This window comes from Roseovarius sp. (assembly GCF_030373445.1).
Classification (GTDB): domain Bacteria; phylum Pseudomonadota; class Alphaproteobacteria; order Rhodobacterales; family Rhodobacteraceae; genus Roseovarius.
This window is the reverse complement of the sequence record NZ_JAUCYU010000006.1, coordinates 69,923-86,143: the sequence shown is the minus strand read 5'-3', so window position 1 is coordinate 86,143 and position 16,221 is coordinate 69,923. Positions and strand designations below refer to the sequence as shown.

11 protein-coding genes are annotated in these 16,221 nt (G+C 67.3%); 6 read left to right on the top strand and 5 right to left on the bottom strand.

What is annotated here, in order from left to right; all coding sequences use genetic code 11:
• The first annotated feature begins 18 nt into the window (after window positions 1-18).
• From coxB to ligD, 6 genes are all read left to right on the top strand, one after another.
• Window positions 19-966: a cytochrome c oxidase subunit II gene (gene coxB, locus QUV18_RS12315; protein ID WP_366914648.1), complete on the top strand. Its 948-nt coding sequence runs from the start codon at window positions 19-21 to the stop codon at window positions 964-966.
• Window positions 963-3,536: a cytochrome c oxidase subunit I gene (ctaD, locus tag QUV18_RS12310; RefSeq protein ID WP_300894230.1), complete on the top strand. Its 2,574-nt coding sequence runs from the start codon at window positions 963-965 to the stop codon at window positions 3,534-3,536. The genes coxB and ctaD overlap by 4 nt, the downstream gene beginning before the upstream one ends.
• Window positions 3,533-3,922, top strand: coding sequence for a hypothetical protein (locus QUV18_RS12305; protein ID WP_300894229.1), 390 nt, complete (start codon window positions 3,533-3,535; stop codon window positions 3,920-3,922). Before ctaD ends, QUV18_RS12305 begins: the two co-directional genes overlap by 4 nt.
• A complete protein-coding gene (locus tag QUV18_RS12300) occupies window positions 3,919-4,491 on the top strand; it encodes a cytochrome c oxidase assembly protein (RefSeq protein WP_300894228.1) in 573 nt (190 codons plus the stop codon). Before QUV18_RS12305 ends, QUV18_RS12300 begins: the two co-directional genes overlap by 4 nt.
• A complete protein-coding gene (locus QUV18_RS12295; protein ID WP_300894227.1) occupies window positions 4,488-5,483 on the top strand; it encodes a c-type cytochrome in 996 nt (331 codons plus the stop codon). The genes QUV18_RS12300 and QUV18_RS12295 overlap by 4 nt, the downstream gene beginning before the upstream one ends.
• Window positions 5,484-5,597: 114 nt before the next feature.
• Window positions 5,598-8,024, top strand: coding sequence for a DNA ligase D (ligD, locus tag QUV18_RS12290; RefSeq protein WP_300894226.1), 2,427 nt, complete (start codon window positions 5,598-5,600; stop codon window positions 8,022-8,024).
• Between the two features lie 6 nt (window positions 8,025-8,030).
• Here the strand turns inward: ligD and QUV18_RS12285 are convergent, their stop codons facing one another.
• The 5 genes from QUV18_RS12285 to QUV18_RS12265 all read right to left on the bottom strand — a co-directional run bounded on the left by QUV18_RS12285 (window position 8,031) and on the right by QUV18_RS12265 (window position 16,150).
• Window positions 8,031-8,627 carry an exopolysaccharide biosynthesis protein gene (locus tag QUV18_RS12285; RefSeq protein ID WP_300894225.1) on the bottom strand — a complete coding sequence of 199 codons (597 nt, stop codon included), beginning with the start codon at window positions 8,625-8,627 and terminating at the stop codon, window positions 8,031-8,033.
• A gap of 117 nt (window positions 8,628-8,744) precedes the next feature.
• A complete protein-coding gene (locus QUV18_RS12280) occupies window positions 8,745-10,571 on the bottom strand; it encodes an acetyl-CoA hydrolase/transferase C-terminal domain-containing protein (protein ID WP_300894224.1) in 1,827 nt (608 codons plus the stop codon).
• Complete coding sequence (locus QUV18_RS12275; RefSeq protein ID WP_300894223.1) at window positions 10,564-12,624, bottom strand: 3-hydroxyacyl-CoA dehydrogenase NAD-binding domain-containing protein; 2,061 nt, start codon at window positions 12,622-12,624, stop codon at window positions 10,564-10,566. The genes QUV18_RS12280 and QUV18_RS12275 overlap by 8 nt, the downstream gene beginning before the upstream one ends.
• Window positions 12,621-13,904: an acetyl-CoA C-acetyltransferase gene (locus QUV18_RS12270; RefSeq protein WP_300894222.1), complete on the bottom strand. Its 1,284-nt coding sequence runs from the start codon at window positions 13,902-13,904 to the stop codon at window positions 12,621-12,623. The genes QUV18_RS12275 and QUV18_RS12270 overlap by 4 nt, the downstream gene beginning before the upstream one ends.
• Window positions 13,901-16,150 carry an acyl-CoA dehydrogenase gene (locus QUV18_RS12265; protein WP_300894221.1) on the bottom strand — a complete coding sequence of 750 codons (2,250 nt, stop codon included), beginning with the start codon at window positions 16,148-16,150 and terminating at the stop codon, window positions 13,901-13,903. The genes QUV18_RS12270 and QUV18_RS12265 overlap by 4 nt, the downstream gene beginning before the upstream one ends.
• Between the last annotated feature and the right edge of the window lie 71 nt (window positions 16,151-16,221).

Below are 16,221 nucleotides of genomic sequence, written 5' to 3'. Positions count from 1 at the left end.
CTGGCGGGATTTTTGACGTTGGCGCTTCTGTCGGCCTGCGGGAAGGATCAGTCGGCGCTGGACGCCGCCGGGGTCGATGCGGAGGCGATCCGCAACATCTTCATGGTCACGCTGGTGGGGGCCTGCATCCTGTGGGTTCTGGTGAACGGGGCCTTCTACACGCTGACCCGGCTGCGGACCGATCCGCTGGACGACAGGTTCGTGCGGCCGCTGCTGATCGGGGGCGGGATCGTCGTGCCGTCGGTGCTGCTGATCGGGTTGCTGGCCTGGGCGTTGAGCATCCTGCCGGACCAGCGGGCGCCGGGCGACGGCTTGCAGGTGCGGGTCACGGGAGAGCAATGGTGGTGGCGGGTGGAATACTGGCCGGACGGGGCGGAGGAACCGATTGTCACCGCCAACGAGATCCGGCTGCCGGCCGGGCAGCGGACGGAGTTCGTGCTGGATGCGGACCGGGTGATCCACTCGTTCTGGATCCCGTCACTGGGCGGAAAGATGGACATGTTCCCGGGGCGCGAGACGCGGGTGAGCCTGCATCCGGAGCGGCCGGGACGATACCGGGGGCAATGCGCCGAGTTCTGCGGGGTGAGCCATGCGTGGATGGCCTTTGCCGCCGTGGTGATGCCGGAGGAGGAGTTCGACGCGTGGCTCGAGCGCGAGGCGGGAGATGCCGTGGCGCCGGAGAGTGCCGAGGCGATGCGCGGCGAAGAGTTGTTCCGGTCGGAAGGCTGTGGCGCCTGTCATGCCGTGCGCGGGACCGAGGCTGTGGGGCAGGTGGGGCCGGACCTGACGCATGTGGGCAGCCGCGAGACGCTGGGCGCGGGCCGTCTGGGGGCGACGCTGGAGGATTTCGAGCGGTGGATCGCGCATACGGGCGAGCTGAAGCCCGAGGTCCTGATGCCGACCTATGATCACCTTGGCGAGGCGGAGATCGCCGATATGGCGACTTATCTGAAGGGGCTGAAATGACCGATTACCGGCAGGACCGTTCAGCATTGCCGAAACCCTCGGGGACGTATCCGCCGACCGAGGAAATGCTGGCCGAGCCGGTGCCGGACGAGGTGCAGGCGGCGCAGGCCGAGCGGCTGAGGGCGGCGTGGGCCACGCCGAAGGGGTTCCGCTACTGGACGGCGGTGAACAACAGCGAGGTGGGCAAGTGGTATTGCCTGACGGCGCTGTTCTTCATGTTGCTGGCCGGGGTGATGGCACTTCTGATCCGGGCGCAGCTTGCGGTGCCGGAGAGCGAGCTGATCTCGGCCGACCGGTTCAACCAGCTGTTCACGATGCACGGCTCGGCGATGATGTTCCTGTTCGCGGTGCCGATGTTCGAGGCGATTTCGATCCTGCTTTTGCCGGGGATGCTGGGGGCGAGGGACATGCCGTTTCCGCGGCTTTCGGCGTTTGGCTACTGGTGTTTCCTGATCGGTGGGGTCTTCGTGATCGGGTCGATCTTCTTCGATGCGGCGCCACGGGCGGGGTGGTTCATGTATCCGCCGCTGGCAACCGAGGACGAGGGGCCGGGCAGCGATATCTGGCTGCTGGGGCTGAGTTTCATCGAAGTGGCGTCGATCGCGGCGGCGGTGGAGCTGATCGTGGGGACGCTCAAGTGCCGGCCGCCGGGGATGCGGGTGAACATCATGCCGCTTTACGCGTGGTACGTGATGGTTGTGGGCGGCATGATCCTGTTCGCGTTTCCGCCGCTGATTGCCGGGGATTTCCTGTTCGAGCTGGAGCGCAGCTTCGACTGGCCGTTCTTCGACCCCGAGCGGGGCGGTGACCCGATGCTGTGGCAGCACCTGTTCTGGATCTTCGGGCATCCGGAAGTCTACATCGTGTTCCTCCCATCGATTGCCATTGCCGCGATGATCATTCCGACCGTCGCCCGGCGGCCGATCGTGGGGTATTCGTGGATCGTGCTGTCGGCGGTGGGCACCGGGTTCCTGAGCTTCGGGCTTTGGGTGCATCACATGTTCACCACGGGCCTGCCGACGATTTCGCTGGGCTTCTTCTCGGCCGCGTCCGAGGCGGTGGTGATCCCGACGGGCGTGCAGATCTTCGCGTTCCTGGCGACGCTCATGGTGGGGCGGGTGAAGATGACGCTGCCGATGCTGTGGATTGCAGGCGCCCTGGCGATCTTCACCATGGGCGGGCTGACGGGCGTGATGCTGGCGCTGGCGCCGTTCGATTTCCAGGCGCATGACACGTATTTCGTGGTGGCGCACCTGCATTACACGCTGTTCGGGGGGATGGTGTTCCCGGTGATCGCGGGGGTCTATTACTTCTTCCCGTTCATCCAGAAAAAGCAGTTGTCGGAGCGGCTGGGGCGCTGGGCGTTCTGGCTGATCTTCTGCGGGTTCAACCTGACCTTCCTGCCGATGCACCTGACCGGGTTGTGGGGGATGCCGCGGCGGATCTATACCTACCCGACGGGGCTTGGCTGGGATGGGCTGAACCTGATTTCCACGGTGGGCGCGTTCATCATCGCCGCCGGTTTCGCGGTGTTCGTGTGGGACTTGGTGCGGCCCAAGCACCGCCAGCCGCAGATCAAGCGGAACCCGTGGGAGGCGGGCACGCTGGAATGGACCCATGACGTGCCCGAGGAGGCGTGGGGGATCCGGTCGATTCCGCATGTGACGAGCAGGTATCCGCTGTGGGACCAGCCAGAGATGCAGGCGCGGATCGACACCGGGCGATACTACCTGCCCGATGCGGCCGAGGGGCGGCGGGAGACGCTGGTGACCTCGGTGATCGATGCCGAGCCGATCCAGGTTCAGCGGGTGACGGGGCCCGCCTGGATTACCCAAGCGGCGGCGGCGTTCACCGGGGGCGCGTTCATCTTTCCGACGTTTCACTGGTATCCGCCGGCCATCGTCTGCGCGGTGTTGGCGGTGTGCTGCATCATCTACTGGCTCTGGACCTCGACCGCGCGTGTGCCGGAGGCGCCGAGCAAGGATGCGGGGCTTGGGCTGACCCTGCCGACCTATGCGTCGGGGCATGCCTCGGTTGGCTGGTGGGCGATGTGGATCACCATGCTGGGGGATGCGACGGCGTTTGCCTCGCTGGTCTTCGGGTTCTTCTTCTACTGGACGTCGCAGGATGACTTTCCGCCGGAGGGGGCAATGCATGCCGAACCTTGGCTCGTGGGGCTTGCGGCGCTGGGGCTGGCGGCGGCATGGGCGCTGACGGTGGGCGCGCGGGAGCTGAACCGGCGCTGGATGGTGGGCGCGGCGCGGGCCTGTCTGGCCGTGGCGCCGTTGGCGGCGGCTGGGGGGGCTGCGGCGCTGATGGTGTCGGTGCTGGAACTGGAACCGGAGACGCATGTCTACCCGGCGGTGCTTTGGGCGCTGGCGATCTGGGTTACAGTGCATGCGGGTGCCGGGGTGATCATGCAGCTTTACTGCCTGGCCGGCTCTGTCTTCGGCAAGCTGACGCCGCGCTATGATGCGGATATCTGGAACGTCTCGCTTTACTGGCATTTCCAGGTGCTGGCGGCGCTGGTGACCTGCGCGGTGATGGGCCTTGCCCCGGGGGTGCTATGACCGAGCGGAAAGAGCAGCTCGAGGAAATCGCCGAGGAGCGGGCGAGCCTGATGAAGATCACGATGGGGCCGCTGATCTGGGCCATCCATTTCGTGATCTGTTACGGGCTGGCGGCGGTGACCTGTGCCAAGGGCTGGGACATCGAGATGGCGCGGGTCGGTCTTCTGGTGTTCAGCGTCGGGTCGTTGGGGGCGATCATCTGGGTCGGCTGGAACAGCTGGCGGCAGTGGAACCCGCACGAGACCGGCGATTACTTCAATAGCTGGGGGCGGGCGGAGGATCGGCATCATTTCCTTGGGCACGCGGCGTTCCTTCTGGCGATCATCTCGTTTCTTGGGGTGGTGTTCACCTCCTTGCCGCTGGTGATGCTGGGGGGGTGCCAATGAGCGTGCGCTTCCTATTGCCGGGCGTCGCGCTGCTTGCGGCTGTGTGGGTGATGCCGCTGGAGGCGGTGATGCCTGTCTTCGCGGCGCATATGCTGCGGCACATGGTGCTGGTGGCGGTGGCGGCGCCGCTGATCGTGCTGGGGCTGCCTAGGCTGACGGAGCGGCTGGCGGTGCCGCCGCTGGCGGCGGCCGCGGCGGAGTTCGTGGTGGTCTGGGCGTGGCACCTACCGGTGGCGCACGGGCTGGGGCGGACCATGGCGCTGGGCTACGTGGCGGAGCAGGCGAGCTTCCTGGTCGTCGGCCTGCTGGTCTGGGCCGGGTGCCTGCGGCGGGACAGGCCGCTGGCGGGCGCCGGGGGGCTATTGCTGACCTTGATGCACATGACGCTTCTGGGGGCGCTGATCGTGCTGGCGCCGCGGGATCTATATGCCGAGATCTGCGGGACGGCGCCGGATCTTTCGGGGCAGCAGATCGGCGGGATGCTGATGCTGGGGATCGGGACGCCGGTCTACCTCATCGCGGGGCTGGCGCTAACCGGGCTGTCCCTTCGGGAAAGGGGGGCGGCATGAGGGCGGTGTTCATGACACTGGCCGCGCTGGCGGCGCTGGGCCTGACCGGGGCCGTGGCGGTGGTGGCGCTGGGGCTTTACAACGTGTCGGCCGTGGCGGGGCATTTGCCTGGGGTGAGTTGGGTGCTGCACACGACTTTCCGGAATTCGGTGTGGCTTCGGGCGCCGTCTGAGGAGGAGGTGCCGGAGCTGGACGATGCGGAGCTGGTCGCGCTGGGGGCGGGGCATTACGCGACGGCCTGCGTGCCGTGCCACGGGGCGCCCGGCCAGGAGGCGAGTGCCACGATGCGGGCGATGGTGCCGGAGCCGCCGCAGATCGAGGAGGCGGTCGCCCATTGGGAGGCGAACGAGCTGTTCTGGATCGTCGAGAACGGCATCAAGATGACCGGGATGCCGGGCTGGCCCGCCGAGGGGCGGGATGACGAGGTGTGGGCGGTGGTGGCCTACCTTGAGTCGGTCAAGGGGGAGGCGGCGCCGGAGCTGGTGCTGGAGACGAGCGAGCCGGAGGAATATTGCGCGAGTTGTCACGGCGAGGTCGGCGGGCAGGTGCCGCGGCTGGATATCCTGTCGGCGGCGTATCTCGAGGCGCAGTTGCAGGCCTACCGTTCGGGCAAGCGGCCGAGCGGGATCATGGCGCAGGCGGTGACCTCGGTGCCGGAGGAACGGCTGGCCGAGCTGGCACGGCATTTCGCGGAAACGGCGGACGAGGCGGAGGAGGCGCCTGTGGCCGACGCGGAACTGGCGTCGAAGGGCGAGGCGCTGGCGCGGGAGGGCACGCGGGACGTGCCGACCTGCCTGGCCTGTCATGGCGAGCGCGAGGACGGGCGGCGGAAGGGGCCGGTGCTGGACGGGCAGCGGCGCGGGTTCCTGGAGGTGCAACTGACGCTGTGGCGGGACGGTATCTACGATTACGATCCGCTGATGCATGCGGCCGCGCGCGACCTGAGCGACGAGGATATCGCGGCGCTGGCGGCGTACTTCGCGGGCCGGTAGGCGGCGGCTGCGCGGAAACTTTCAAGGGGGATGTGCGTTTTGCGCCCGTGGCCTGACGTCGGGGTGGCCCCGCGCAGGCCGATGAATTGCGCCGATGATGCCAGGAAACGCCCCATGAACAAGCTCGACCGGTACAGCGAGAAACGTGATTTCGACACAACGCCGGAGCCGCGTGGCGAGGCGGCGGCGGTTGGCGGTTCGCAACTGTCGTTCGTGGTGCAGAAGCACGACGCGAGCCGCCTGCATTTCGATTTCCGGCTGGAATGGGAGGGTGTGCTGCTGTCCTGGGCGGTGACGAAGGGCCCGTCGGACGACCCGTCGGAGAAGCGGCTGGCGGTCCGGACGGAGGACCACCCGGTCGATTACGGGAGTTTCGAAGGCATCATACCCGAGGACCAGTATGGTGGCGGGACCGTGATGCTTTGGGACAGCGGGTCGTGGGAGCCGCTGCATGACGTCGAGAAGGGGCTGAAGGAAGGCAAGCTGCATTTCCGTCTGCATGGCGCGCGGATGGAGGGCGGCTGGGCCTTGGTCAGGATGGGGGGCGACAAGGGCAAGCGCGAGAACTGGCTGCTGATAAAGGAGCGCGACGACCTTGCCGGCCGGAGCGCCGATGCGCTGATCAACAAGCACAAGCGCAGTGTCACGACCGGGCGGACGATGCGGCAGATCGCGAAGGAGAAGGCCGCCTTCGAGGCGGCGGAGCACAAGAAGGCGCTGCCGCGGTTCCGGAAGGTGGAGCTGGCGACGCTGAAAGACGAGCCGCCCGAGGGCGAAGGCTGGCAGCACGAGGTGAAGTTCGACGGGTATCGCTGCCTGATGGCCGTGGGCAAGGGCGGCGTGCGGCTTTACACGCGGAACGGCAAGGATTGGTCAGACCGGTTCGGGGCGCTGTGCGGGCCGGCGGATGCGCTGGACTGCGATGCCGCTTTGATCGATGGCGAGGTGGTGGCCGAGCGGGGCGGGTTCTCGGAATTGCAGACGGCATTGAAGAGTGGCGATCCGCTGGTGTTCTACGCGTTCGATTGCCTGCATCTGGATGGCAAGGACCTGACCGGCAAGCCGCTGAAGAAACGGCGGAAAGCGCTGGAGGGGCTGTTCGAGGGTCTGCCGCCGCGCGGGCCCTTGCGGCTGAGCCCCGTGCTGGAGGGCGACGGGGCCGAGGCGCTGGCGGCGATGTGCAAGGCGGGCGGCGAGGGGATCGTGTCGAAGAAGGTCGACGCGCCCTATAGCGGCAAGCGCAGCAAGGCGTGGATCAAGGCGAAATGCATTCAGGAAGCCGAGTTCGTGGTGGGCGGCTGGTCGCCCTCGGACAAGAAAGGACGGGCGTTTTCCTCGCTCTTGCTGGGGAGCTACGAGGACGAGGGGTTCGTGTATCGTGGCCGGGTCGGCACCGGGTTCGATGACGAGGATTTCGAGGCGCTGGCGAAGGAACTGAAGCGGCTGGGCCGGAAGACCGTCCCGTTCGAGGGCGAGCTGCCGTCGGAGACGAAGGGCGCGCATTGGGTGACGCCCGAGCTTGTGGCGCAGGTGGAGTATACCGAGTTCACCAGTGAAGGCCGGATCAGGCACGGCGCCTACAAGGGGCTGCGCGAGGACAAGGAGGCGGAGAACGTGAGTGCGAAGGCGGAAGCGGAAACCGACAGCGGCGACGAGGAGATCGGCGGTGTGCGGGTATCGAGCACGGGGCGCGTCATCTTCCCCGACGCGGGGCTGACCAAGGGCGACGTGGCGCGGCATTATGCACGGGTGGCCGGGCGGATGCTGGAGCATGTGGCCGACCGGCCGCTCTCACTGTTGCGCTGTCCGGACGGGATCGCGGAAGATTGCTTTTTCCAGAAACATGCCGGGAAGGGGTTTCCGGAGGATATCAAGGCGGTTCCCATCAAGGAAAAGGACGGTGGGACCGAGGATTACATGTATGTCACCACGCCCGAGGGCCTGATCGGGGCGGCGCAGATGGGGGCAGTGGAGTATCACGTCTGGGGCGCGAAGCGGGACAAGCTGGAGCGGCCCGACCGGATGGTGTTCGACCTCGACCCCGACGAGGGTTTGGGGTTTGAAGAGGTGAAGCGGGCCGCCGCCGAGGTTCGTGAGGGGCTGAAGGCCTGCGGGCTGGAGGCGGCGCCGATGGTGACGGGCGGCAAGGGCGTGCACGTGATCGTGCCGCTGCGGCGGATCGCCGAGTGGGATCGAGTGAAGGATTTCGCCAAGGGGTTCGCGCAAGCGTTGGCCGAGAAGGCGCCGGAAAAATACACCGCGACGATGTCGAAGGAGAAGCGCAAGGGGAAGCTGTTCATCGACTGGCTGAGGAACGAACGTGGGGCGACGGCGATCGCGCCGTATTCTCTGCGGGCAAGGCCCGGAGCGGCGGTGGCCGTGCCGGTGAGCTGGGACGAGTTGGACGGGCTGGACCGGCCCGACGGGTTTGGTGTCGACGACATGGAGGACCGGCTATCGCGCGCGTGCCCGCTGGGCAAGGTCAAGGCACAGGGGCTTGGAAAGGGTGCCATGGAGGCGCTTGAGGACTGGGCCGGATAAGGGCGGTCAGATCCAGTAGTAGAGCGTGACCGGAATGACCGATAGCAGCGCCAGCGAGGCCAGCGCCAGCACGCCGTCGCGGGTGAGCAGGCTGGCGGCGAAGAGCGCGATGACGCCCGAGGCGATGGAGCCCGAGGTCGGCACGATTTCCATGAACGGCATGAAGAGCGTGAGCGCCATCACGAGGATCAGCGGCACCCAGATCCAGGGCCGGTGAAAGAACCACGTGAAGCGTGGTTTGAGGAACCGCTCGACGAAGCGCACCGGTTTGCGCAGCCACTTGATACCGTTGCAGAGCTTGTCGGTGGAGAGCTTGCGCCTCGTGATGAAGGACGGCAGCCAGAGGCTTTCGCGCCCGAGCATCATCTGGGCCACCAGGATGAAGACGAGCACGGCGACCACGGCGGTGACGCCGGGGATGGCGCTGGCCGGGGAGGTGGAGATCAGCGAGAAGACCAGCATCAGCGAGGCGAAGGAGGAGCGGCCGAGGGCCTCGATCACGTCGTCGACACGGATCGACTTGCCATGGACGGTGTTTTCCAGCTCGTCGAGCACGTCGCTCAGCGCATGTGTCTGGCGCGCATGTTTACTGGAGGTGCTCACGTGTCTTCTAACCCTCTGGTTTCGTGGTAGCCTGTCAGTTGGATAACCCGCGGGGAACGCCCGGGGTTCCTGCCTGCGGGGCAGTTGACCTGACTCTTTCAGCCGGGCCATCTCATCCTAACTGGGGTGTTTCGTCACCGCTTGCAATGCGCCTGCCAGCGCCCAGGCTTCGAGCCGGTCTTTCAGGGTGCCGGGCCGGTCGAGGCCCATGCGGGCCATCTCCTCGGGCGGTTTCCGGGCGGTCATGCCGGAGAGGACGAGCCGCGCCATGCCGAGCTTGTTGCCTTGCGTTTCCGACAGGCGGCCGAGGGCGGGGAGGATGCGGCGCTCGACGGCATCGAAATCCGTGCCGAAGGGGAAATCGGGCAGGTTGTGTGGGGCGAGCCACCGGGCGAGGGATTCGGGGGTGTTGGCGCGCCAGGCGGGTTCGATGGTGAAATCCCTCGCCACCTTGCCGGCGGACTTGGCCTTGTCCAGCAACTCGTCCTGGAAGCGGCTGTCGGTGATGGCGAGCATCCGGGCGATGGCATCCTCGTCGCGCTGGCCGCGGAGGTCGGCGATGCCGTACTCGGTCACGATGATGTCGCGGTAGGCGCGAGGCACACTTTCATGCGGGTGTTCCCAGACGATGTTCGACACGGTCTGGCCGTTTTTCGTGCGGGTCGAGGGCAGGGTGATGAGCGCACGGCCGCCGTCGAGGGCGAAGGCCTGTTCGATGAAGTTGAACTGGCCGCCGATGCCGCTGACCTCCTGCGCGCCGGTGGTGATGTCACTGACCAGACCGCCGAGCAGGGTGGCCTTCATGGCGGAGTTGACGAAGCGGGCGTCGGTGCGGGCGGCACGCTTGGCGGGTTCGTCACCGTAGAGCTGGTTGGTGTAGGAGACGGGCATCATGTGGATTTTCGCCCGCTGTTCAGGGGGGAGTTCGCGCAGGCGGTCGTAGAAATCGCGGCAATCGACGAAGAAGCCGGCGTGGATGGCGGCGCCGTCGACTTCGCGCTTGATGATACCGCGTTCGAAGAGCTGAAGGAGCCCGTCGACCAGCATCTCGGTGACGGCATAAAGCCCGGTGTCGAAGGGGTCGCGCTCGTCGAAGGCGTCGGGGGCGAAGGGGGAGGTGTCGGTGATCTTCGAGAGCTGGCCCGTCTGGCGCAGGATGAGTGCATGGGCCACCGCGTCGCCGATGGCGCCGATGCCTATCTGGAGCGTGCCGCCGTCGGGGATGGTGCGGGCGACGTGGAGACCGATGGCGTGTTCGGGCTGGCCGACGGGGCGTTTGACGACCGAGAAGAGGTCGAATTCGGCGGGAGACTCGCAGTGGAGATGGACCTCGTCACGGGGAAGGCGGGCCTCGGGGCCGTCCATGGCCGGCAGCTTGTCGTTGACCTCGCCCACGACCAGGAAATCCTGCCGCCCCGCGCGGCGTTCGCGCAGCAGGTCGGCGGAGATGTCGGTGTTGCAGGACAGGCTGTAATTGGCGTTGTCGAGGGGCGCCAGCAGTTGCATCAGCACGTTGGGGCGCCAGTTGGCCAGCACGTCGTATGCGTGGGTGTAGTTGGCGGGGATGTATCGCCGCTGGGCGTCGCGAATGCCGATCCAGCGGCCGGCCTGCATGAAGAATTCGGACACCTCGATATTCCCGGGCAGGGTGCCGGCGCGCAGCATATCGGCATAGGCGAGCGGCGGGTAGCGTCCAAAGAGGCGGTCGGCGACCGGTTCGAGGAAACGCTGCGCCATGCCGTCTGACATGTCGGGACGTTCGAGCGTGAGCGCGGTGAGGATGGAAAGCCGCGTTTCAGGCCGGCTGGCCACCGCGCGGGTCAGGGCGTTTACGAGCGTGACCGGCTTGCCCAGCCCGAGGGGCAGGGCAAGCCGGATGTCGCCGCCGGTGCGCGTGATGATCTCCTGCGCGATGGCGTCGGCAGACCGGGCGGTGTCAGGCAATGTCGCCCCAGCCGGGGTCGGGCGTGAAGCGGGGGCCGTGGCGGTCGGCCAGTTGTTCGAGCACGCGGGGCACGTCGCGGCGGGTCTTGGCATAGTGCAGCGGGCCGCCGCGGAAAGGAGCCCAGCCGGTGCCGAAGATGACGGCGCCGTCGATCGTGTCGGCGTCGGGCGCCACGCCCTTGCGCAGGCATTCGACGGCGGCGTTGCACATGGGCAGGATCAGCCGGTCGATGATCTGCTGGTCGGGATCGTCGGCGGGCGTCTCGGGGGCCTCCTCGCTGTTGTAGTCGTAGAGGCCCTTGCCGGCCTTTTTGCCGGTTTCGCCCTTCTCGACCTTCTCGCGCAGCCAGGCGGGCGTGTCGGCGACGGGGGTTTCGAGGCCTTCCTGCATGGAGTTGGCCACTTCGAGGCAGATGTCGAGACCGACTTGGTCGGCGAGCGTCACGGGGCCCATCGGCATGCCGAAGGCGAGCGCCGCACGGTCGATGTCTTCCTTTGAATAGCCCTCGTCGAGCATGACCATCGCCTCCATCAGGTAGGGGGCGAGGATGCGGTTGACGAGGAAGCCGGGATAGTCCTTCACCCGGGCGGGCAGGCGGTCGATGCCGGTGGTGAAGGCGGCAAGGCGGTCAAGCGTGTCGGCCGAGGCCATGTCGTGCGAGACGACTTCGACGAGGGGCATCTGGCTGACCGGGTTGAAGAAGTGCAGCCCGGCGAAGCGCACGGGGTCGGGGGCGGCGTCGACGAGGTTGGACAGCTTGAGGCTGGAGGTATTGGTGGCGAGGATCGCGCCGGGTTTCATCACGTCGACGAGGGAGGCGTAGATCTTCTCCTTCAGGTCCAGCTTTTCGGGGGCGGCCTCGATCACCAGGTCGGCGCGCGACCGGCCCAGCCCCTCGGGGTCGGGCATCAGCCGGTCGAGCGCGTCGCGCTTCTCGATCCCGCTGAGGTGCTTCCTGTCGTAAATGCGAGCGGCGGACTTGATGGCAGAGCCGAGCGGGTCGAGCTTGACGTCCTCGAGGGTGACGCGTTTGCCCTGCATGGCGGACCAGGCGGCGATTTCCGCGCCCATGGCGCCGGCGCCGATGACGTGGACATGTGCGATGCCGTCCTCGCCCTTGCCGGCGGATTTGAGGGTCCGGCGCAGGAAGAAGACGCGGATCAGGTTCTGGGCCGTGGGCGTGCCGAGCAGGTTGGCGAAAGACGTGATCTCGGCCTTCTGCATGTCGGCGGCGTCGTCCCCGTGATCTTCCCAGAGGTCGATCAGGGCGAAGGGGGCGGGGAAATGGGCGCGGGGGGCCTTCTTCTCGCTTTCCGAGCGCATGCGGGTGGCGGCGAGGTTGCGGGCCACGCCGGTGCGCAGGGCGGAGGCGCGGAAGCCGCCATGTTCGCGGGTCATCTTGCCACTGGCGGCGGCATCTGTGGCGGCCTCGACATGGCGTTCGGGGACGAGCGCGTCGAGGATGCCGAGCTTTTTGGCCTTGCGGTCATGGGCGGATTTGCCGGTGAGCATCATCTGCATCGCCTCGGTCGGGTCGATGAGCGAGGTCAGTCGGAAGGTGCCGCCAAGGCCGGGATGCAGGCCAAGCTGGATTTCGGGGAAGCCGAGCTTCACCCCGTCGATCCCGATGCGGTAGTCGCAGGCGAGGGCCAGTTCGAACCCGCCGCCGAGCGTGGCGCCGTGGACCACGGCGATGGTGGGTAAGGGCAGGCCGGCCAGCTTGTCGAGCACGGCGTGGCCCTGTTGCAGCATCTGGATCGCTTCCTCGTCACGCAGGCCGGCAAAGCCGTCGATATCTGCGCCGGCGGCGAAACCGCCGGGTTTGGCGGAGCGGATGACCAGTGCCTTGGGCTGGGCCGCCTTGACGTGGTCGAGCAGGTTGTCGAGCTCGCGCAGCACCGCCTCGGAAATGACGTTGGTGCCCGTATCGGCGCAGTCGAGCCACAGAACGGTCAGGTCGCCCTTCGCCTCCTTGCGCCAGTTGCGGGCATCGGGCGCGGTGGGGGCATCGGTGGTCTCGTCGGGGGTGATCTTGTCGAGTACGTCGGTCATGCGGCCTCCAGAAGCATGGCGCCGCCCTGTCCGCCGCCGATGCATTCGGTGGCGATGCCGCGTTTTGCGCCGCGGGCCTTGAGGGCGTTGGCGAGGTGAAGCACGATGCGGTTGCCGCTGGTGCCCACGGGGTGGCCGAGGCTGATCGCCCCGCCGTCGACGTTGAGCCTGTCGTGGTCGATGCGGCCGAAGGCGCTGTCGTATCCAAGGACATCGCGGCAGAAATCGTCATCCTGCCAGGCGGCGAGGCAGGCGAGCACCTGGGCGGCGAAGGCCTCGTTGATCTCCCACAGGTCGACATCGTCGACCGAGAGGCCGTGGCGCTGGGCCAGAGGGGTCGAGGCCAGCACCGGGCCGAGGCCCATGATGCCGGGGTCGAGCGCGGCCCATTCGCTGTCGACGATCTTGGCGATGGGGGTGAGGCCATGCGCCTCGACCGCCGTTTCGGAGGCGAGGATGGTCCAGGAGGCGCCGTCGGTGATCTGGCTGGAATTGCCGGGGGTGACCTTGCCGTAGGGTTTCTCGAAGGCCGGGTTCAGTTTGGCGAGCTTGTCGATGGAGCTGTCGGGGCGCACGCCGTCATCGTGCTCGTGCGCCGTGCCGTCCTTGTCGAAGGCGGGGAAGACCTCGCCCTTGAGGCGGCCTTCCTTTTGGGCGGCGGTGAGGCGCTTGTGGCTGTCGACGGCATAGGCATCGGCGGTGGTGCGGTCGATGCCGAAGCGGTGGGCCAGCACCTCGGCCGTCTGGCCCATGTTGAGCGAGGTGATCGGGTCGGTCAGGCCACGTTCGAGGCCGATGACCGGGGAGAAGAAATCGGGGCGCACCTCGGCCATGGCCTTGACCTTGTCGAGGGGGCTCTTGGCGCGGGCGAGGTCGCCATACCATTCGGTGGCCTCGCGGCTGTAGACGAGGGGAGCATGGCTGAGCGCTTCGGTACCGCCGGCGAGGATCATCTCGTGGCTGCCCTCGCGGATGTAACGGTAGGCGGTGTCGATGCTCTGCATGCCCGAGCCGCAGTTGATCTGGACGGTGAAGGCCACCTGCTTTTCGCCCATGCCGAGGCGGAGGGCGGCGACGCGGGCGGGGTTCATCTCGTCCTGTATGACGTTGACGCAGCCGAGGATCACGAGGTCGAACGCGGTCGCCTCGAACGGCTGGCGCATCAGCAACGGCCGGCCGCATTGCACCGCGAGATCGACGGGGGTGAAGGGGCCGGGACGGCCGCGGGCGCGCAGGAAGGGCGTGCGGGCGCCATCGACGAGGTAGACGGGTCGGCTCATTCAGCGGCCTCCTTGTTGCCGCCCCAGTCGCTGGAGCGGCGCATGTCGGGGAACAGGTTGGCGAGTTCTTCGGGGGTGTAGTCGTCGACGGCGACGACACGGCGCACGGCCTCCTCCACCTCTTGCAACCGGGCGAAATCGGCGTCGGAGAGCACGCCTGCGTCGAGTGCTTCGCGCGGCGTCTTGCGGATGTCGCGCAGGCGCTTGGCCAGCGGCTCGGTGTCGGTCACGAGGCGGTAGGCCCGGTCGAGCAGGCCCAGCCCGCTTTCGGGGGCGGGATGGTGCAGATCGCGGACCAGCCTGTTGCGGGTCTGGGACGGGTGGTAGATCAGCATTGCGCATTCCTCCGTCACCTTGTCGGAGGGGCCGCGCGGGTGGGCGCGGGGCAGCAGGATCGGGCGCAGCAGCCAGCCGACCCAGCGGGCGGGCATGTTGGCGATGGTCTCGTCGAGCGCCTGGCCGATGCGGTTGAACCCGGTCTCGGCGGCGTGGTGCACGAGCGGCAGGTCGGCCTCGTTGCGGCCTTCGTCCTCCCACCGTTTGAGAGTGGCGGCGAGGAGGTACATCTCTGACAGGGCATCGCCGAGGTGGGCCGAGATCATCTCTTTCCGCTTGAGCGCGCCGCCGAGGGTCAGAAAGGCCATGTCGGCGGTGACGGCGAAGGCCGCGGACCAGCGCGACAGGCGGCGGTAGAGGGGCGCGATCTTGCCCGCGCCCGAAGGCGCGGCGCCAAGGCCCGTCCACGCGTACCAGCCGGCGCGGAACACGGTGCGGACGGAATGGCCAACATGGGCCCAGAAATGCTTGTCGAAGGCGTCGAGGGATTTCTGCTCGTCGGGTTCCTGCAGCGCCTCGATTTCATCGAGGAGGTGCGGGTGCGCGCGGATGGCGCCCTGGCCGAAGATGATGAGGTTGCGGGTGACGATGTTGGCGCCCTCGACGGTGATCCCGATGGGAATCGCGCGGTAGGAGGGCAGCAGGTAGTTGAGGGGGCCGTCGATCACGGCCTTGCCGGAGTGCACGTCCATCGCGTCGGTGATGGCATCGCGCATGCGGGTGGTGGCGTGGTATTTCATGATCGCCGAGATGACGGCGAGCTTGTAGCCCTGGTCGAGCGTCGCGGTGGTCAGGCGGCGGCCGGCATCGACGGTGTAGGCGCTGGCGGCGATGCGGGCCATGGGTTCCTGCACCCCGCCGAAAAGGCCGATGGGCAGGTTGAACTGCTTGCGGATGCGGGCATAGGCGCCGGTGGTGTGGGCGGCCATGGCAGTGGAGGCGGCGGAAAGCGAGGGCAGGGAAATGCCGCGCCCGGCGGCCAGCGCGCTCATCAGCATCATCCAGCCGCGGCCGGCGTATTCCGGCCCGCCGATGATGTTCTCGAGCGGGATGAAGACATCGGTGCCGGTGGTCGGCCCGTTGAGGAACATCGTGCCCGAGGGCAGGTGGCGGCGGCCGGTTTCGACGCCGGGCAGGTCGGTGGGCACGAGGGCGCATGTGATGCCGATATCCTCGGTCTCGCCCAGCAGGTGATCGGGGTCGCGCAGCTTGAAGGCGAGGCCCAGCACGGTGCAGACCGGAGACAGGGTGATATAGCGCTTGGCCCAGTTCATGCGGATACCGAGCACTTCCTCACCATTCCATTGGCCCTTGCAGATGACGCCATCGTCGGTCATCGCCGAGGCGTCGGAGCCCGCGTCCTCGCTGGTCAGGCCGAAGGCGGGGAGCTCCTGCCCGCTGGCGAGGCGGGGCAGCCAGTCCTTCTTCTGGTCGTCTGTGCCGAATTGCAGGATCAGCTCGCCGGGCCCGAGCGAGTTGGGCACCATGACGGTGACGGCGGCCACGACGGAATGACTGGCGATGTAGCGCACGACCTCGGAATGGGCATAGGCGGAAAAGCCGAGGCCGCCGTGCTCCTTCGGGATGATCATGCCGAAGAAGCCCTTTTCGCGCAGGAACTTCCAGGCTTCGGGCGACAGGTCTGCGGTGTAGTTGTCGATTTCCCAGCTATCCACCATGCCGCAGAATTCGCGGCAGGGGCCGTCGATGAACGCCTGTTCCTCGTCGGTCAGCGCGGGCGCCTTCATGGATCGCAGCATCGACCAGTCGGGCTTGCCCGAGAACAGCTCGGCCTCGAAATGCACGTCGCCGGAATTGATGGCCTCGGCCTCGGTGTCCGACAGGGTGGGCAAGGCGCCCTTAGCCCATTTGAATATCGGCTTGGTGATGTAGTCTCGGCGAAATGACACTATGCGACCCTCCTGCTGGTATGAAACGCACGGGTCAGTGCGTGAGTTCCGTGCTGATCCGTCGCGCCGGC